Genomic DNA, 16,616 nt, shown 5'->3' with positions numbered 1-16,616 from the left:
CGGTTTACTCAAGTAAGCCGTGGCCCCGGCAACGATCTCGCCCAGCCAGTCGCTCACGGCGCGGTTAACGATTTCGGGAAAAACCCTCTGCAATCAATGGCATTGGATCCCTGTTCGCAACAGCGTTGCCTGTGAGCGATGCGTAACGATACTGAATCACTCAAGTGACAAAAAACCGTCACCTCCAGATCGTTCGCGTCCCTCCCCTCCAGCACTTCTCCGCTCTATGTCGATAAGTGGATTGGAACTTTTCCTCAAGCCCCGACGAGCGCCCTAGAGCTCATAAAACAAGGGCTTTCGCATTGAACAATGTGCTGGATTTCGCAGAGCGCATAAGTTTTTTTCGGCATAACCGTTATGAAAAAAATTTCTTAGCTACGCTCCAGAATGTTCTTAGCTCTTTTGTTAAAGACATGAAACAACTTTACCTATAAATGTCGTCAAATAATTGGCGACTGATAAGCACCATCAGGAATCAGGGAGATGTACATGCGCCTATTAACCCCCCTCTGCAGCGCGGTTCTTTTGGCCATGGCCTGCTCGTCCCAGGCTCAGGCCATGACGCTGACCGACGCGATCCAGAGCACCATCGCGACGCACCCGGAACTGGCATCTCGGGTGGACAGCCGCCTGTCGGCGGATGAAGACGTGAAGGTCGCCAAAGGGGGCTTTTATCCATCGGTCGATCTGAACGCTGCCTACGGGCGCGGCTACAGCGATAACACCAATACCCGGGCGCTCGGTAATCACCACACCGAAACCCTCAACTACACCCAGTCGGAATTGCGCCTGCGGCAAATGCTCTTTGACGGGTTCAACACCGCCAATGAAGTCGATCGCACCAAAGGCGTGGTCAACTCGCGTGCCTATTACGCTCAGGGTACGGCCCAGGATCTGGCCCTGCGCACCACTGAGGTTTACCTCGAAGTGCTCAAGCGCCGCGAACTGGTGACACTGGCCAAGAACAACCTGCAAGCGCACTTGCGGGTCAACGACCAGATCGGCCTGCGCACCCAGCGCGGCGTGGGCAGCAACGCCGATGCCGACCAGTCCACGGCTCGCCGGGCGCTGGCAGAAAACAACCTCGACACCGCCGAAGTCGATCTGGCTGATGCCGAGTCGAACTTCTACGCCGTTGTCGGGCGCCTGCCCGATGAACTCGAAGCCCCGCCGTCGATTCGCGGCGAAGTCCCGGCCTCCCTGCCCGAAGCCCAGCAGAGCATGGTGGAAAACAACCCTTACCTGAAATCCGCCCAGGCCGACGTGCAATCGGCCGAAAGCCAGTACGAAGTCGCCAAGTCGCCGTTCTACCCACGCCTCGACGCCGAGGCCGCCGTGGGTGCGAACAACAACGTGCAGGGTGACGAAGGCCACGACAACGAATGGCGCGTCGGTGTGGTGATGAACTACAACCTGTTCCGTGGCGGCAGCGACAAGGCCCGCCTGGCCTCCGACGCGCACAAGATCAACCAGGCCATGGACATCCGCAACAATGCCCTGCGTCAGTTGAACGAAAACATCCACCTGGCCTGGAACGCCATGGTCAATGCCAAGAAACAAACCCCGACCGCCCGTGAATACGCCGACACCAGCAAACGCGTACGCGTGGCCTATCAGGATCAGTTCGGCCTCGGCCAGCGGACCCTGCTGGACCTGCTCGACAGTGAAAACGAACTCTACAACGCCAACCGTCGCTACACCGAAGTGCGCTACACCGAAGAGTTTTCGATGTACCGTGTACTGGCGAACATGGGCCAGTTGCTGAGCAAGCAACGGGTCGTACTGCCCGCCGATGCCATCGCCCAGACAGAAGTGAAAAACGAAGCGCATCTGCCTGAATTGAAGTAGTGCACGGGAGCGTTCAATGACCAGCATGGAACCCGGCAACACCGGTGTCGATCCGCGCCTGAGCTTCGATGACCCGCTTCTGGACGGTCTGTTGATCCTCTGCAAACTCCACGGCGCGACGGTCAGTCGCGCCAGCCTGAGTGCCGGGCTGCCAATGGCACACCAACGCCTGAGCCTGGACCTGCTGCCCCGGGCAGCGGCCCGGGCGGGTTTGCAGGCGCGCTTGCTGCGTCGTGACCTCAAGGACATCTCCGCGCTCAACCTGCCCGTTCTGCTGCTGTTGAACAACGGCCGCACCGCCGTCCTGCGCCGTTATGGCGAAGACGGCAAGGTGCTGATCCTGCCCAGCGAAGCCGACGGCGGCGAGCAATGGCTCAGCCCCGAGGAACTGGCCGAACACTACAGTGGCCAGGCCTTGTTTGCCCGGCCACGCCACGAACTCGAAGACTTGCGCTCGCCGCTGGTGCCGCGGGTGCAGGCCTGGTTTCGCGATACGCTGAAGCTGTCGAAATGGCTCTACAGCGACGCGATCCTGGCGAGTTTCCTGATCAACCTGCTGGGCCTGATGGTGCCGCTGTTCGTGATGCAGACCTACGATCGCGTGGTGCCGAACCAGGCCACTTCGACCCTGTGGGTGCTGGCGATCGGTCTGCTGATCGGCACCGCCTTCGAACTGGCGCTGCGGGTCGTACGCGCGCACTTGCTCGATACCGCCGGCAAGAAAACCGACGTGATCCTGTCAGCCACCCTGTTCGAGCGCATCACCGGCATGTCGATGAAAGCGCGGCCGGCGACCATCGGCGGGTTTGCCCAGAGCATTCATGACTTCCAGGGCCTGCGGGAATTTCTCACCGCCGTGACCCTCACCAGCTTGATCGACCTGCCCTTCTGCCTGCTGATGCTGCTGGTGATCGGCCTGCTCGGCGGTTGGCTGGTGGTGATCCCGATCCTGGCGTTTCCGATCACCATCATCTTCGCCATGGTGATCCAGGTGCGCCTGCGCGACACCGTGCAAAAGAGCCTCAGCCTCGGCGCCGAACGCCAGGCACTGCTGATCGAAACCCTCAGCGGCCTGGAAACCCTCAAGGCCTGCAGCGCCGAAAGCGAACGCCAGCACAAATGGGAAAGCACCCACGGCGCCCTCACCCGCCTCGACAGCCATGCGCGCAACCTCTCGGCCCTGGCCACCAACGGCACGCTGTTCATCCAGCAACTGTCCGGCATGGCGACCATCGTCGCCGGGGTCTACAGCATCATCGCCGGCAACCTCAGCGTCGGTGCCCTGGTAGCCAGCTACATGCTCGGCAGTCGGGTGCTGGCGCCACTGGGGCAAATCGCCGGCCTGATCACCCGTTACCAGCAAGCGCAACTGACCATGAAAAGCACCGACGCGCTGATGGGCCTGCCCCAGGAGCGCGACGCCAAACAACGGCCATTGGAGCGCACCCAACTGCAAGGCGCGCTGGATGTTGTCGGCGTGACCTTCCACTACAACGGCCAGAGTGCTCCTGCCCTGGCCAATATCAGCTTCAGTGTGAAACCCGGCGAGCGCGTCGGCATCATCGGCCGCAGCGGCTCTGGCAAAAGCACCCTGGCGCGCCTGGTGATGGGCTTCTATGAACCGGATGAAGGCCAGTTGCTGCTCGACGGCCTGGACCTGCGGCAACTGGACGTCGCCGACCTGCGCCATCAAATCGGTTACGTCGCCCACGACCTGCCGCTGCTGGCCGGCAGCCTGCGCGACAACCTGACCCTCGGCGCACGCTACATCAGTGACTCACGCATGCTCGAAGTGGCGGAGCTCACCGGCGTCACCGAACTGGCCCGGCAACATCCGCAAGGCTTCGACCGGCCGGTGGGCGAACGCGGCCAACTGCTGTCCGGCGGCCAGCGCCAGGCGGTGTTGCTGGCCCGGGCGCTGTTGCTCGATCCGCCGATCATGCTGCTCGACGAACCCACCAGCGCCATGGACAACAGCAGCGAAGACGTCCTGCGGCAAAAACTTCATGGCTGGGTTCAGGGCAAAACCATCCTGCTGGTCACCCACCGCACCTCGATGCTGAGCCTGGTGGACCGGTTGGTGGTGCTGGACAACGGACGGATCGTCGCCGACGGTCCGAAAGAAGCGGTCATCGATGCACTGCGCAAGGGCCGTGTCGGCTCTGCCGCTGTCTAGGAGTCGTCCATGTCTGCCGATCAAGGATCCCGTGGCTACTTCGACAGTTTCAGCAAAAGCGCCGAAACCGAGTTCATGCCGGAAACCGCCGGTGCCTCGTTGCAGGACTCACCGCGCTGGTCGCGAATCACCGTGTGGCTGGCCGCCGCACTGCTGATCAGCGCACTGGTCTGGGCCAAATTCGCCGTATTGCAGGAAGTGACCATGGGCGAAGGCAAGGCGATTCCGTCGAGCAAAGTCCAGGTGATCCAGAACCTGGAGGGCGGCATCGTCACTGAAATTTTCGTCCGTGAAGGACAAATGGTGAACAAGGGTGACACCCTGCTGCGCCTGGATGACACGCGCTACCTGTCGAACAAGGGCGAAAGCGAAGCCGATCGTTATGCCTTGACCGCGCAGGTCGAACGGCTTTCGGCCGAAGCCGAGGGCCGGCCGTTCAAGCTGTCAGAAGAAGTGATCGCCAAGGCCCCGCAAGTGGCCGAAGACGAGCGTTCGCTGTACGAACAGCGGCAACGGCGACTGGCCAGCGAGCAGCGCACATTGTCGGAACAACTTCGGCAAAAAACCCAGGAACTTGCGGAGTTTCGCTCGAAACAAGGTCAATTCAGTTCGAGCCTGGCGCTATTGCAACAAGAGATGAACATGTCCACGCCGCTGGTGGGCACCGGTGCAGTGTCACCGGTGGAAATCCTGCGCCTCAAACGCAGCGCCGTGGAGATTCGCGGCTCGCTGAACGCCACCACCCTGGCGATTCCCCGGGCCGAGTCGGCGATCAACGAGATCAAGAGCAAGATCGACGAGTCGGAACAGACCTTCCGCTCGGAGGCCGCCAAGGAGCTGAACGAGAAACGCACCGACCTGTCGAAAATCACAGCCTCGAGCATTGCCATCGACGACCGCGTAACCCGTACCACCGTGGTCTCCCCGGTGCACGGCATCATCAAGGTGTTAAAGGTCAACACCATCGGTGGCGTGGTCCAGCCCGGCAGCGACATGGTGGAAATCGTGCCCTTGGAAGACAACCTGCTGATAGAAGCCAAGGTCCGCCCGCAAGACGTTGCATTCCTGCATCCGGGCCAGAAAGCCATGGTCAAGTTCAGTGCCTACGACTACACGATCTATGGCGGCCTGAGCGCCAAGCTTGAACTGATTGGTGCCGACACCATCACCGACGACAAGGGCAACAGCTTCTATCTGATTCAGGTGCGCACTGACAAAAACCACTTGGGCGGGGACGTCAAGCCGCTGCTGATCATCCCGGGGATGGTGGCGACGGTGGACATCATTACCGGGGAGAAAACCGTGCTGGATTACTTGCTTAAACCGGTGTTGAAAGCGCGGACCGAGGCGATGCGGGAAAGGTAGGCCTGACTCAATCTTTGTGGCGAGGGGGCTTGCCCCCGTTGGGTCGCGAAGCGGCCCCAAAACCATTCTCGCCGGCGTATCAGTCAAACCGCATCAACCGCTTTTACGACGGCCGCCGAACGGGGGCAAGCCCCCTCGCCACAAATCATCATTGTTCGTGATTCTTGCGGTAAACCTCCTCCCCCATCGCCGCAATCTGCCCCTCGATCAACGCTTCAAACGGCTTCAGCAACGGCGCAAACGAAGTCGGTACCTCAAGAGTCTCAAGCGCCTGCACAATCGCCTCCACCGTCGACAACGCTCCCGGCCCCGGCGCCTTGCGCAGCCGATAACGAGACACACCGCCTTCGGCCAGCGTCACCCTCGGCAACGCCGCCAGCAGCGGATTGAGGTGCAGCATCTTGCGCGCCTTGCGCCAGGTGCCGTCCGGGACGACCAGCAACAAGGGCTCGCCTGTCGCGGTATAGGCCTGCAGTGGCTGCGCATCGTCACCGGGGAACAACAAGCGCGCCTGATACCCCGGCCGGCTCAACAAGGTCGGCAAATCCTCGAACACTTCCCCCACGATCAACTCGGCATTGTTCAAACCCAACGCCGCCAACCGAGCCGTATTCAGCGCATGGTTCACTTCGCTCGGATGTTGCAGCAGCAAAACCCGGGTGCGGCTGTCGAGGCTCGGGATCAAGGGGCACAGGCAGTGGCTTTGCGGGCGCAGGCAGCGCGGACACTGGATTCTGGACATATTCTCAGGCCTGGTTCAGTTGGGCTTTAAGCAAGTCGCGGAACGTCTGGATCAGCGGCTCGCGGCTACGACCCCGACGCACGATCATCGAGAACGGCGCCTGATAACCAAAGGTCGCCGGCAGCAACACCCGCAAGTCGCCCTTGTCGGCCCAGGCCTGGGCGTAGTGCTCCGGCAGGTAGCCGATGTAGGCGCCGGACAGCACCAGAATCAACTGCGCCTCCATACTTTCCACCGTCGCGGCGCTGTGCTTGAAGCCGTGGCGCGCCAGTTCGGCCTGGCTCCAGTAACCACGACCGACCATGCGCTGCTGGGTGATGACCTGCTCGGGAATGCGCCGCTCGTTGAACAGCGGATGCCGCGTGCTGCAGTACAACCAGTGTTGCTCACGGTACAGCGGCATGTACACCAGACCGCTCATGCGCGTGGAAAACGCGCCGATGGCCAGGTCGAGACGGTTGTCCTGCACGCCGAGCTGCAATTCGTAAGGGCTCATCACCGACAGGTGCAAGTGCACGGCCGGGTGTTCCTGGCTGTAGGCGCCGATGGCTTCGGCGAACGGCAGGGCCTTGTCGCTGACCGTGGAGTCGATCACCCCCAGGTTCAAGGTACCGCGCAACTCGCCCTTGAGGGCGGCGGCATACTGCTCGAAGCCTTCGAGCTCGCCCAATAGGCGCAGGGTTTCCTGATGGAACAGCTCGCCCTTGCTGGTCAGGCTGAAACCGCCACGACCGCGATGGCACAGCACCAGGCCGAGAGCCGCTTCGAGCTGGCTCATGTAGGTGCTGATGGCCGACGTCGAGAGATTGAGCTCCTGCTGGGCGTTGGCGAAGCCCTGGTGGCGCACCACGCTGACGAAGATGCGCAATAGTTTCAGGTCGGGTAAAGCGTTGGCCATGGGGGCTCTCTCCAAAGATCGACGCGTAACACTGTGGCGAGGGGGCTTGCCCCCGTTGGGTCGCGAAGCGGCCCCAAAAGCATTCGCCCTGGTTGCATCGGGTAGACCGTTTCGACAGGGTTTACGACTGCTTCGCAGCCGAACGGGGGCAAGCCCCCTCGCCACAGGGTCTTGCGCATGACATGAAGTCTATCCCGGCCTCCACCATTAGTTTAGAAAAATCTGAACTAAGTATTTGCCCGTAGCGATTCTTCCCGGCCACTACATTTCGCAGAATCGGCCCACAACGGTGCCCGTCCCTTCCGTGAACGGTGCAACCCAATAAATAAAACAACGACGATGAGGCCCTACCCGTGGACAAGATTCTTCACCAACCACTGGGCGGCAACGAAATGCCGCGCTTCGGCGGCATCGCCACCATGATGCGACTCCCCCACTTGAACACCGCTGCCGGCCTGGACGCTGCCTTCGTAGGCGTGCCGCTGGACATCGGCACTTCCCTGCGTCCCGGCACCCGTTTCGGGCCTCGCGAAATCCGTGCTGAATCGGTAATGATCCGCCCGTACAACATGGCGACCGGCGCTGCGCCGTTCGACTCGCTGTCGGTTGCCGACATCGGCGACATCGCGATCAACACCTTCAACCTGCTGGATGCCGTACGGATCATCGAAGAGTCCTACGACAACATCCTCGAACACGATGTGATCCCGCTGACCCTGGGCGGCGACCACACCATCACCCTGCCGATCCTGCGTGCCATCCATAAAAAGCACGGCAAGGTCGGCCTGGTGCACATCGACGCTCACGCCGATGTGAACGATCACATGTTCGGCGAGAAGATTGCCCACGGCACCACCTTCCGTCGCGCCGTTGAAGAAGGCCTGCTGGACCCGGACCGCGTGGTGCAGATTGGCCTGCGCGCCCAGGGCTACACCGCCGACGACTTCAACTGGAGCCGCAACCAGGGCTTTCGTGTGGTCCAGGCCGAAGAGTGCTGGCACAAATCGCTGGAGCCTTTGATGGCTGAAGTCCGCGAGAAAGTCGGCGGCGGTCCTGTCTACCTCAGCTTCGACATCGACGGCATCGATCCGGCCTGGGCACCAGGTACCGGCACCCCGGAAATCGGTGGTCTGACGACCATTCAGGCGATCGAGATCGTTCGTGGCTGCCAAGGTCTCGACCTGGTCGGTTGCGATCTGGTAGAAGTCTCGCCCGCTTACGACACCACCGGCAACACCTCGCTGCTGGCCGCCAACCTGCTGTACGAAATGCTCTGCGTACTGCCTGGCGTAGTCCACCGCTGAGGATTGGTCATGAATGAACGCGATCAGGTTCTGAAAGCCGCCGCCGACCTGGTGTCCGCTTTTGCCCGTAACGATCGCGAAGCCTACTTCGGCGCGTTCAGCTTTGAAGCCAGCTTCGTCTTCTACACCCTCGAACAGCCCCTGCTGTCGCGCGACGCCTATCAGGCGATGTGGGACAGCTGGCGCGCCGAGGATGGCTTCGAGGTGCTCTCGTGCACCTCGAGCAACGCTTTCGTCAGCCTGCAGGGTGACGTGGCGATTTTCATCCATGACGTGGCCACCGAGCTGCGCATGCAAGGGGAGCAGCACTTTAGCCAGGAGCGCGAGACGATTGTTTTCAAGAAACAAGCGTCTGGCCAAGAACAACAAGGCCTATGGCTGGCCTGCCACGAACATTTGTCCGCGATGCCGGAAGGGCTGCCAACCCCTTAGCCAACACAGGTGACGCTCACGCACGATGAGCGCGCCTTTATGATCGGAGCTGATCATGAATAACAACAACAACGACCAAAGCCTTACGCAAATTGAAACCCACGGGGTCGAACAGATCCCGGACAACGAACGCACCGCAGGCCCGACGGACTTGTTCCGGATGATCTTCGGTGGTTCCAACACCTTTGCAACCGCCGTCCTCGGCAGTTTCCCGGTACTGTTCGGCCTGTCTTTCCAGGCGGGCGTCTGGGCGATTGTGCTGGGCGTATTGCTGGGTTCGCTGATCCTCGCGCCAATGGGCCTGTTCGGCCCGATCAACGGCACCAACAACGCCGTGTCTTCCGGTGCGCACTTCGGCGTGCACGGGCGGATCGTCGGTTCGTTCCTGTCGCTGTTGACCGCCATCGCCTTCTTCTCGCTCTCGGTGTGGAGTTCAGGGGATGCGCTGATCGGTGGCGCCAAACGCCTGATCGGCCTGCCGGAAACCGACCTGACCCTGGGCCTGGCCTACGGTCTGTTCGCGATCCTGGTACTGACCGTGTGCATCTATGGCTTCCGCTTCCTGCTGTGGGTCAACAAGATCGCGGTGTGGAGCGCCAGCCTGTTGTTCCTGCTGGGCATCTTCGCCTTCGCCGGTCCTTTCGATGCGAACTACGCCGGTACCGTCAACATGGGCCAGCCCGGTTTCTGGGCCGCATTCATTGGCGCCGCACTGGTGGCGATGAGCAACCCGATTTCTTTCGGTGCATTCCTCGGCGACTGGTCGCGCTACATTCCGCGTGACACCTCCAAGCGCCGCATCATGGCGGCGGTGGTGATTTCGCAGATCGCAACGTTCATCCCGTTCCTGTTCGGCCTCGTCACCGCCACCATCGTAGCGGTCAAGGCGCCGGACTACATCGCGGCCAACAACTATGTCGGCGGCCTGCTGGCGGTATCGCCGAGCTGGTTCTTCCTGCCGGTGTGCCTGATCGCCGTGATCGGTGGCATGTCCACTGGCACTACCTCGCTCTACGGCACCGGCCTGGACATGTCCAGCGTGTTCCCTCGGGTGCTGTCGCGGGTCAAGGCGACGCTGCTGATCGGTGTGATGTCGATTGCCTTCATCTTCATCGGGCGCTTCGCGGCCAACCTGGTGCAGAGCGTGTCGACCTTCGCCGTGCTGATCATCACCTGCACCACCCCATGGATGGTGATCATGATCATCGGCCTGCTGGTGCGTCGCGGCTTCTACTGCCCGGATGACCTGCAAGTGTTCACCCGTGGCGAGAAAGGTGGCCGCTACTGGTTCACCCACGGCTGGAACTGGCGTGGCCTGGGCGCCTGGATCCCGAGTGCGGCCGTCGGCCTGTGCTTCGTCAACCTGCCGGGTCAGTTTGTCGGTCCACTGGGCGAAATGGCCGGTGGTATCGACATCAGCCTGCCGGTGACCCTGGGCCTGGCCTCGCTGGTGTACCTGGCGCTGCTGAGCCTGTTCCCGGAACCGCGCGAAGTGTTCGGCCCGAACGACCCTCGCAGCAAGAGCACGGATTCGCTCGCAAAACCGGCGATGCGTCAAGTTGCCTGATTAAACGCATTACCTGTGGTCAACACATTACCTGTGGGAGCGTGGCTTGCCCGCGATGAACGATAACGCGGTCTGCCTAGTGGACCGCGGCGCTCCCTTCGCGGGCAAGCCACGCTCCCACAGGAATTGATTTTCAGCCTCACATAAAAAAGACAATCGGAGACACGCCATAATGGCTTTGGATTTATTCGTCGTACTCATCTACGCCGCCGCGATGCTGATACTCGGCTACTACGGCATGCGCAAGGCCAAGACCAACGAAGACTTTTTGGTCGCCGGTCGTAACCTCGGCCCAAGCCTGTACATGGGCACCATGGCTGCCACCGTTCTGGGCGGCGCATCCACCGTGGGCACCGTGCGTCTGGGCTACGTGCATGGCATCTCCGGTTTCTGGCTGTGCGCGGCCCTCGGTTGCGGGATCGTCGCGCTGAACCTGTTCCTCGCCAAACCGCTGCTGAAACTGAAGATCTACACCGTTACCCAGGTGCTGGAAAAACGCTACAACCCGATGGCCCGCTCCGCGAGCGCGGTGATCATGCTGGCCTACGCGCTGATGATCGGCGTGACTTCGATCCTGGCGATCGGCACCGTTCTGCAAGTGCTGTTCGGCCTGCCGTTCTGGATCTCGGTGCTGCTCGGTGGCGGCGTCGTGGTGATTTACTCGGCCATCGGCGGCATGTGGTCGCTGACCCTGACCGACATCGTCCAGTTCGTCATCAAGACCGTTGGCCTGATGTTCATCCTGTTGCCGATCTGCCTGTACCGCGTTGGCGGCTGGGATGAGTTGGTGTTGAAACTGCCGGCGTCGAACTTCAGCTTCACGACCATCGGCTGGGACACCATCATCACCTACTTCATGATCTACTTCTTCGGCATCCTGATCGGTCAGGACATCTGGCAACGGGTGTTCACCGTCAAGACCGCCAAAGTAGCTCAGGTTGCCGGTACCGCTGCCGGTATCTACTGCATCCTCTACGGCCTGGCCTGCGCCCTGATCGGCATGGCTGCACACGTACTGATCCCGGATCTGGACAACGTCAACAATGCCTTCGCCGCCATCGTCAAACTGTCCCTGCCGGACGGTATCCGTGGCCTGGTGATCGCTGCCGCACTGGCCGCCATGATGTCCACCGCCAGCGCCGGACTGCTGGCCGCTGCCACCACCCTGACCGAAGACCTGCTGCCGAAGCTGCGCGGCGGTAAACAGTCGAGCCTGGGCATGAACCGCCTGTTCACCCTGTTGACCGGCATCGTGGTGCTCGGCATCGCACTGGTAGTCAACGACGTGATCAGCGCCCTGACCCTGGCCTACAACCTGTTGGTGGGCGGCATGCTGATCCCGCTGATGGGCGCCATCTTCTGGAAACGCGCCACCACCGCCGGCGCCATCGCCAGCATGGGCATGGGCTTCGCCACCGCGCTGCTGTTCATGTTCAAGGATGGCCTGGACGCCAACACCCCGATCTACTACAGCCTCGGTGTGGGCCTGGTGAGCTTCGTACTGGTCAGCCTGCTGTCCCCTCGTCCAACGACTGTGGCCAGCGCTGCCTAAGCTTTGACATAACGACTTGATGCTTTCTTCGACGGGTGTGGCGTCGGTTGCCACACCCGTTTTTTTTCGCCTGAAGGAAACTGCTTATGAAGATCGTCAGCTGCGATCAGTGGTTCGAGGTAAAACATTTCAGCGACGGCATCCGCCTGATCCACGAGCCGTACATCCGCCCTTTCTACCGCTGCAATCTCTGGCACATCCAGGGCCGTGACAAGGACCTGCTGCTGGACAGTGGCTCGGGCCTGGTCAGTCTGCGCGAGCAACTGCCGTGGATCACCGAACGTCCGCTGGTGGCCGTCGCCAGCCACTGTCATTTCGATCACATCGCCGGTCATCACGAGTTCAATGAGCGCCTCGTGCATCCGGCCGAGGCGGACATTCTCGCGTCACCGGATGGCGACAACGACCTGAGCAAAGCCTTCGTCGGCGACGACATGTTCGAGGCGCACCCCGATTGCCCGCTGTGCTACGCCGAGTACCGGGTCAAGGCCGCACCGGCCACGGGGTTTGTCGAAGATGGGGATGTGCTGGACCTGGGCAATCGGGTGTTGCAGGTGGTGCACACACCGGGACACTCGCCGGGCGGCATCTGCCTGTACGAAGCCGCCACCGAGACCTTGTTCAGCGGCGATATCATCTACGACGGCCCACTGATCGAAGACGCCTACCATTCCAACCTCGATGACTACGCCCACAGCCTGCAACGCTTGCATGCGCTGCCGATCCGTACGGTGCATGGCGGACATTTCGGCAGTTTTTCCGGGGAGCATTTGCGCAGCATGATTGACGAATGGCAGCGCTCACACGGCTAAAGCCTGCTGTACTCAACGGCAGGACCTGCACCGGCAGGGAGACCTACACGCACCTCCTCGAAGAACGATCATGAAAGAAGCTGACCTTCGTGCTGTGGTACATCGCTACATCAGCCGCCTGCTGGAAGGCAAGGATGACTTCGACGACAACGCCAGCCTGGCGCAGTTGGGATTGGATAAAAAAGATATCGAAGAGCTGATCTTCCATCTGGAAGATGAACTGGGTGTAACGGCGCTCACCGTGGAAGAAGACCGGATGCTCAAGACCGTCAGGACGGCGAATGATTTGAGCCGTTTTTTGCTGGAGATCGGGCGGTACTGAGGCGGTGAGTGGCGAGCGCGCTGTTCTGTGGCGAGGGGGCTTGCCCCCGCTGGGCTGCGCAGCAGCCCCAGAACATTCAATTGGGATACATCAGAAAGACCGCATTGACTGACTTTACGACTGCTTCGCAGCCGAACGGGGGCAAGCCCCCTCGCCACAAAAAGCCCTGCGCACCAGCCGCTTGCAGCTTTTGTTACCGGCGTCGCTGCTGACGCCGACGCTGTTCGTCGTCAGTACGAATAGGCACGGGTTGCAGAGGCGGTTCGATCAAACCGAGAGCCACGCCCAGGTCATGCAGCCAGTTTTGGATTTTCTCTTTCATGGTGCCCCCTTCAGGGTAGTGCCGAGCGGCCAAAATTCTGTAGCCCCTTCGCACTGATAATAGTCCGAAGTCATACGCAATGCTCGCGCAAAGTGGCAACGATCTGTTACTGAATCCATCACAATCAGCCTTTGTTCAGGCAATCTCCTGCGTCTGTACCGGTGCCAGCGGAAAAACCACCTGTTGCTGCTCGATCCAGGCATTCAGGTTGGCCCCGACCATGCCCTTGCGCCACATCAGCCAGGTGGTAGCGCTGGCAAACGGTTCGGCCAACGGATGCACCGCCACACTCTCACGACCCGGCAGGCTGGCGAGCATCGACTCCGACATCAACGCTACACCGGAACCGGCAATCACACACGCCAGCATTCCCGGGTAGGACTCGATCTCCATCGCCCGGCCCATGGCCGCGTGGTCATGGGCGAACCAGGCCTCCAGGCGCATGCGATAGGAACAGCCCTGGCGAAAGGTGAACACCGCGCGCCCTTGCACATCCAGCGCGCTGCGCACCGGCGGATGATCGGCTTCGCTGATCAGCACCAGGCGCTCTTCACACAAGGGCACACCGTCTAGCCCGGCCAGTTCCAGAGGACCATCCACCAGTGCCGCATCGAGTCGACCGGTGAGCAGGCCTTCGAGCAATTCACCACTGGGGGCGGACTGCACCTGCAGGTTCACCGCCGGATACAAGCGGTGATAGCGCGCCAAAAGCCCCGGAAGGTGAATCGCCGCCGTGCTGTACATGGTGCCAAGCACGAAGTCGCCCGCCGGTTGCCCGCCCTGCACCGCGGCGCTGGCTTCGTCGTGCAAGGCAAACAGCTTGGCGGTGTAGTCCAGCAAGACTTTTCCCGCAGGTGATAGCTGCAAGCGCTGACGCTCTCGCAGGAAAAGTTCGACACCCAGTTGTTCTTCCAGCTGCTTGAGCCGGGTCGACAGGTTCGATGGCACTCGATGCAGCCGTTCGGCAGCACGGGTTATGGACCCTTCTTCCGCCACCGCCTGGAAGATGCGCAATTGGCTGAACTCCACGACATTCTCCAAAAAAGAACAAGTTACTCACTATTATTCATTTTTAAAGAAAGTCAATCAGTCCTAGCCTGACGGTCATTGATCCTCCAGACGGAATCCAGACCATGTCTCCCCTGATTCGCTTATCCGCCAGTTTCGTTGCCCTGATGATGGCCATGGGTATCGGTCGTTTTGCCCTGACACCGCAACTGCCACACCTGCTCAGCGAAGGCCAGATCGACCTGACCGCCGCCGGGCTGATTGCCGCCGCCAACTACCTCGGCTATTTCATCGGTGCGGTGGACGCCATGTTTTCCCGGCGGCCCGCGCAGGTGCGTCGGCGCCTGCTGGGTGGGTTGTGGCTCTGCGTGCTGCTGACCCTGGCGTCGTTCTGGGCCAATGGCTTCTGGTCGCACCTGCTGCTGCGCTTCGGTACCGGGGTGGCCAGCGCCTGGGTGCTGGTGATGATCACCGCATTGAGCCAACCGCTCGCGGCAGCGGCCGGGCGCCCCCGGCTTGGCGCCCTGGTCTTCGCCGGACCGGGTTTGGGGATTTTTCTGACCGGTTTGTTGGCCCTGGGCTCGAATCTGCTGGGCCAGACTTCCGCTATCTTGTGGCTGGTATACGCCGCCGTGGCGCTGGCGATGCTGTTGGCGATTCTGCCATTCCTGCCACAACCGGGCGCAACCGCGACCGCCGCGCCCAGCGCCAGTGCGTCGGGCGCCCAAGGCATCGGTCGCCTGGGCTGGATCTATGCCTTGTACGGTTTGGGCTACATCATCCCGGCGACCTTTCTGTCGCAAATGGCCAACGCGCAGTTCCATGGCCAATGGCAGGCTGACCTGTTCTGGCCGTGCTTTGGCCTGGCGGCGGCAATCGGCGTGGTGCTGGTGAGTCTGCGTCGGCAAAAACCCGGCGCTACGCATCACTGGCTGATGGCGACCTTATGGCTGCAAGCCGCTGGTGTATTCGCCTGCCTGCTGGGCAATGGGCCGGGCCTGGCGCTGGGTGTGGTCCTGTGTGGGACGCCGTTCCTGGCCTGCATGCAACTGGTGATGCAGCGTTCCCGGGAACTCGCGCCCCACGCCACCCAGCGCAATGCCGGACTGCTGACGGCCTGCTTCGCCGTGGGCCAGCTCAGCGGGCCATTGCTGGCGGCGTTGAGCAGTCATTTCAGTGGCGGTCTGCAGCCGGCACTGGTGGTCGCTGGCTGCGGCTTGCTGATCGCCGGCGCCCTGTTGTTCGCGCCGGTCAGTGCTGCCCGAGGGCTTTGCGCAAACGACGGCGCAACCACTGCTCGGCGCTGACAAAAGTGATGCCCGCCAACACCAGCACTGCGCCGATGACGAAGTTCAGGCTCAGTTCCTCGCCGAGCAGCACCACACCGAACGTGACGCCGAACAACGGCGTCATGAACGAAAACACCGCGAGGTTGGCCGCCAGGTAACGGCGCAGCAGCCAGAACCAGATCAGGTAACTGAAAAACGACACGACCACACCCTGAAACAGCACACTGGTCACCGCCACGGTGGTCAGGCTGACATGGCTGATCTGGCCGCTGAGCAGCGCGATCAACAATAAACCGAAGAAACCGACAATCAACTGATAGAACAACGTCAGGGTTACCGGCGCTTCAGACAGGCGCGAGGCGCGCACCACCACCGTGGTCGCGCCCCAAGCCGCGCCCGCCAGCACCCCCAGGGCATCGCCCAGCAACATGCGGTAATCAAGATTGTCCCAGGACACCCCACCGGCAAACGCGATGGCAATCCCGACAAAAGCCAGGGCAATGCCCAGCCATTGCAAGGGTCGCAAACGCTCACTGGGCAACAACCAGTGCACACCCAGTGCGGTGAAGATCGGCGCGGTGTAGAGGAACACCGACATGTGCGCCGCCGTAGTCAGTTGCAGGCCTTCGGAAATGAAGAAGAACTCCAGGCCGAACAAGGCACCGGCCAGCAGACCGCCGCGCCAGGTCGTCCCCACCTGATTCCAGCCACCCTTCCAGCAGATCAGCAGCCCGACCAGCAACGCCGACATACCGGAACGTCCGGCCGCCTGCATCACCGGCGCAATATCGGCCGCCGCCCACTTGATCATCACCTGCTGCACGCCCCAGACCAGGCACAACCCGATCATCACCTGCAGGGCAAACCCGTCGGCACTGCGCCGGGTGGCGCTCACCGGAACACCTCGAAGACACAATCCATGGCAAAAGACTCGGCAGTAAAAGCAAAGCCCTGGCCTTCTCGTTGAAAAGAAAACGCC

15 protein-coding genes are annotated in these 16,616 nt (G+C 61.4%); 10 read left to right on the top strand and 5 right to left on the bottom strand.

Going from position 1 to position 16,616, the window contains the following annotated elements:
* Positions 1–489 precede the first annotated feature (489 nt).
* Genes QMK54_RS07490 through QMK54_RS07480 form a run of 3 tightly spaced genes read left to right on the top strand, consistent with a single transcriptional unit; the run spans position 490 to position 5,389 of the window.
* On the top strand, positions 490–1,848 hold the full coding sequence (locus QMK54_RS07490; protein WP_110662065.1) for a TolC family outer membrane protein: 1,359 nt from the start codon (positions 490–492) through the stop codon (positions 1,846–1,848).
* A gap of 16 nt (positions 1,849–1,864) precedes the next feature.
* Positions 1,865–4,024, top strand: a complete 2,160-nt coding sequence (locus QMK54_RS07485) for a type I secretion system permease/ATPase (RefSeq protein WP_320402281.1) — start codon at positions 1,865–1,867, stop codon at positions 4,022–4,024.
* Between the two features lie 9 nt (positions 4,025–4,033).
* Positions 4,034–5,389, top strand: coding sequence for an HlyD family type I secretion periplasmic adaptor subunit (locus tag QMK54_RS07480; protein WP_110662064.1), 1,356 nt, complete (start codon positions 4,034–4,036; stop codon positions 5,387–5,389).
* 148 nt (positions 5,390–5,537) lie between these two features.
* On the opposite strand, the gene QMK54_RS07475 is transcribed toward QMK54_RS07480, so the two are convergent.
* Together QMK54_RS07475 and QMK54_RS07470 are read right to left on the bottom strand one after the other, a co-directional pair.
* Positions 5,538–6,131, bottom strand: coding sequence for a tRNA-uridine aminocarboxypropyltransferase (locus QMK54_RS07475; protein ID WP_320402280.1), 594 nt, complete (start codon positions 6,129–6,131; stop codon positions 5,538–5,540).
* Positions 6,132–6,135: 4 nt separating this feature from the next.
* On the bottom strand, positions 6,136–7,029 hold the full coding sequence (locus tag QMK54_RS07470) for a LysR family transcriptional regulator (RefSeq protein ID WP_007972518.1): 894 nt from the start codon (positions 7,027–7,029) through the stop codon (positions 6,136–6,138).
* A gap of 353 nt (positions 7,030–7,382) precedes the next feature.
* On the opposite strand from QMK54_RS07470, the gene speB reads away from it, so the two are divergent.
* From speB to QMK54_RS07440, 6 genes are all read left to right on the top strand, one after another.
* Positions 7,383–8,333 (top strand): agmatinase, encoded by a 951-nt coding sequence (gene speB / locus QMK54_RS07465; RefSeq protein WP_007984912.1) that lies wholly within the window; start codon positions 7,383–7,385, stop codon positions 8,331–8,333.
* A gap of 9 nt (positions 8,334–8,342) precedes the next feature.
* Positions 8,343–8,765 (top strand): YybH family protein, encoded by a 423-nt coding sequence (locus QMK54_RS07460; RefSeq protein WP_223591332.1) that lies wholly within the window; start codon positions 8,343–8,345, stop codon positions 8,763–8,765.
* Positions 8,766–8,820: 55 nt separating this feature from the next.
* Positions 8,821–10,332, top strand: coding sequence for a cytosine permease (locus QMK54_RS07455; RefSeq protein ID WP_320402279.1), 1,512 nt, complete (start codon positions 8,821–8,823; stop codon positions 10,330–10,332).
* A gap of 172 nt (positions 10,333–10,504) precedes the next feature.
* Positions 10,505–11,884, top strand: a complete 1,380-nt coding sequence (locus QMK54_RS07450) for a sodium:solute symporter (protein ID WP_110662588.1) — start codon at positions 10,505–10,507, stop codon at positions 11,882–11,884.
* Between the two features lie 86 nt (positions 11,885–11,970).
* Positions 11,971–12,696 (top strand): MBL fold metallo-hydrolase, encoded by a 726-nt coding sequence (locus tag QMK54_RS07445; protein WP_320402278.1) that lies wholly within the window; start codon positions 11,971–11,973, stop codon positions 12,694–12,696.
* A 70-nt stretch (positions 12,697–12,766) separates the two neighbouring features.
* Positions 12,767–13,018, top strand: coding sequence for an acyl carrier protein (locus tag QMK54_RS07440; protein ID WP_320402277.1), 252 nt, complete (start codon positions 12,767–12,769; stop codon positions 13,016–13,018).
* Positions 13,019–13,211: 193 nt separating this feature from the next.
* Here the strand turns inward: QMK54_RS07440 and QMK54_RS07435 are convergent, their stop codons facing one another.
* Together QMK54_RS07435 and ptrR are read right to left on the bottom strand one after the other, a co-directional pair.
* Positions 13,212–13,340, bottom strand: coding sequence for a PA1414 family protein (locus QMK54_RS07435; RefSeq protein ID WP_007914492.1), 129 nt, complete (start codon positions 13,338–13,340; stop codon positions 13,212–13,214).
* A 135-nt stretch (positions 13,341–13,475) separates the two neighbouring features.
* The gene (gene ptrR, locus QMK54_RS07430) at positions 13,476–14,369 is read right to left on the bottom strand and encodes a putrescine utilization regulator PtrR (protein ID WP_110661259.1); all 894 of its coding nucleotides are present in this window, start codon (positions 14,367–14,369) and stop codon (positions 13,476–13,478) included.
* Positions 14,370–14,473: 104 nt separating this feature from the next.
* Here ptrR and QMK54_RS07425 point away from each other — a divergent pair, with 104 nt between their 5' ends.
* Complete coding sequence (locus QMK54_RS07425; protein ID WP_223591337.1) at positions 14,474–15,655, top strand: MFS transporter; 1,182 nt, start codon at positions 14,474–14,476, stop codon at positions 15,653–15,655.
* On the opposite strand, the gene QMK54_RS07420 is transcribed toward QMK54_RS07425, so the two are convergent.
* Positions 15,600–16,532 carry a DMT family transporter gene (locus tag QMK54_RS07420; RefSeq protein WP_110661257.1) on the bottom strand — a complete coding sequence of 311 codons (933 nt, stop codon included), beginning with the start codon at positions 16,530–16,532 and terminating at the stop codon, positions 15,600–15,602. The genes QMK54_RS07425 and QMK54_RS07420 overlap by 56 nt on opposite strands.
* Positions 16,533–16,616: the final 84 nt, after the last annotated feature.

The organism is Pseudomonas sp. P5_109, assembly GCF_034009455.1.
Classification (GTDB): domain Bacteria; phylum Pseudomonadota; class Gammaproteobacteria; order Pseudomonadales; family Pseudomonadaceae; genus Aquipseudomonas.
The sequence above is the reverse complement of the archived record's forward strand: the minus strand, read 5'-3'. Positions and strand labels throughout refer to the sequence as shown.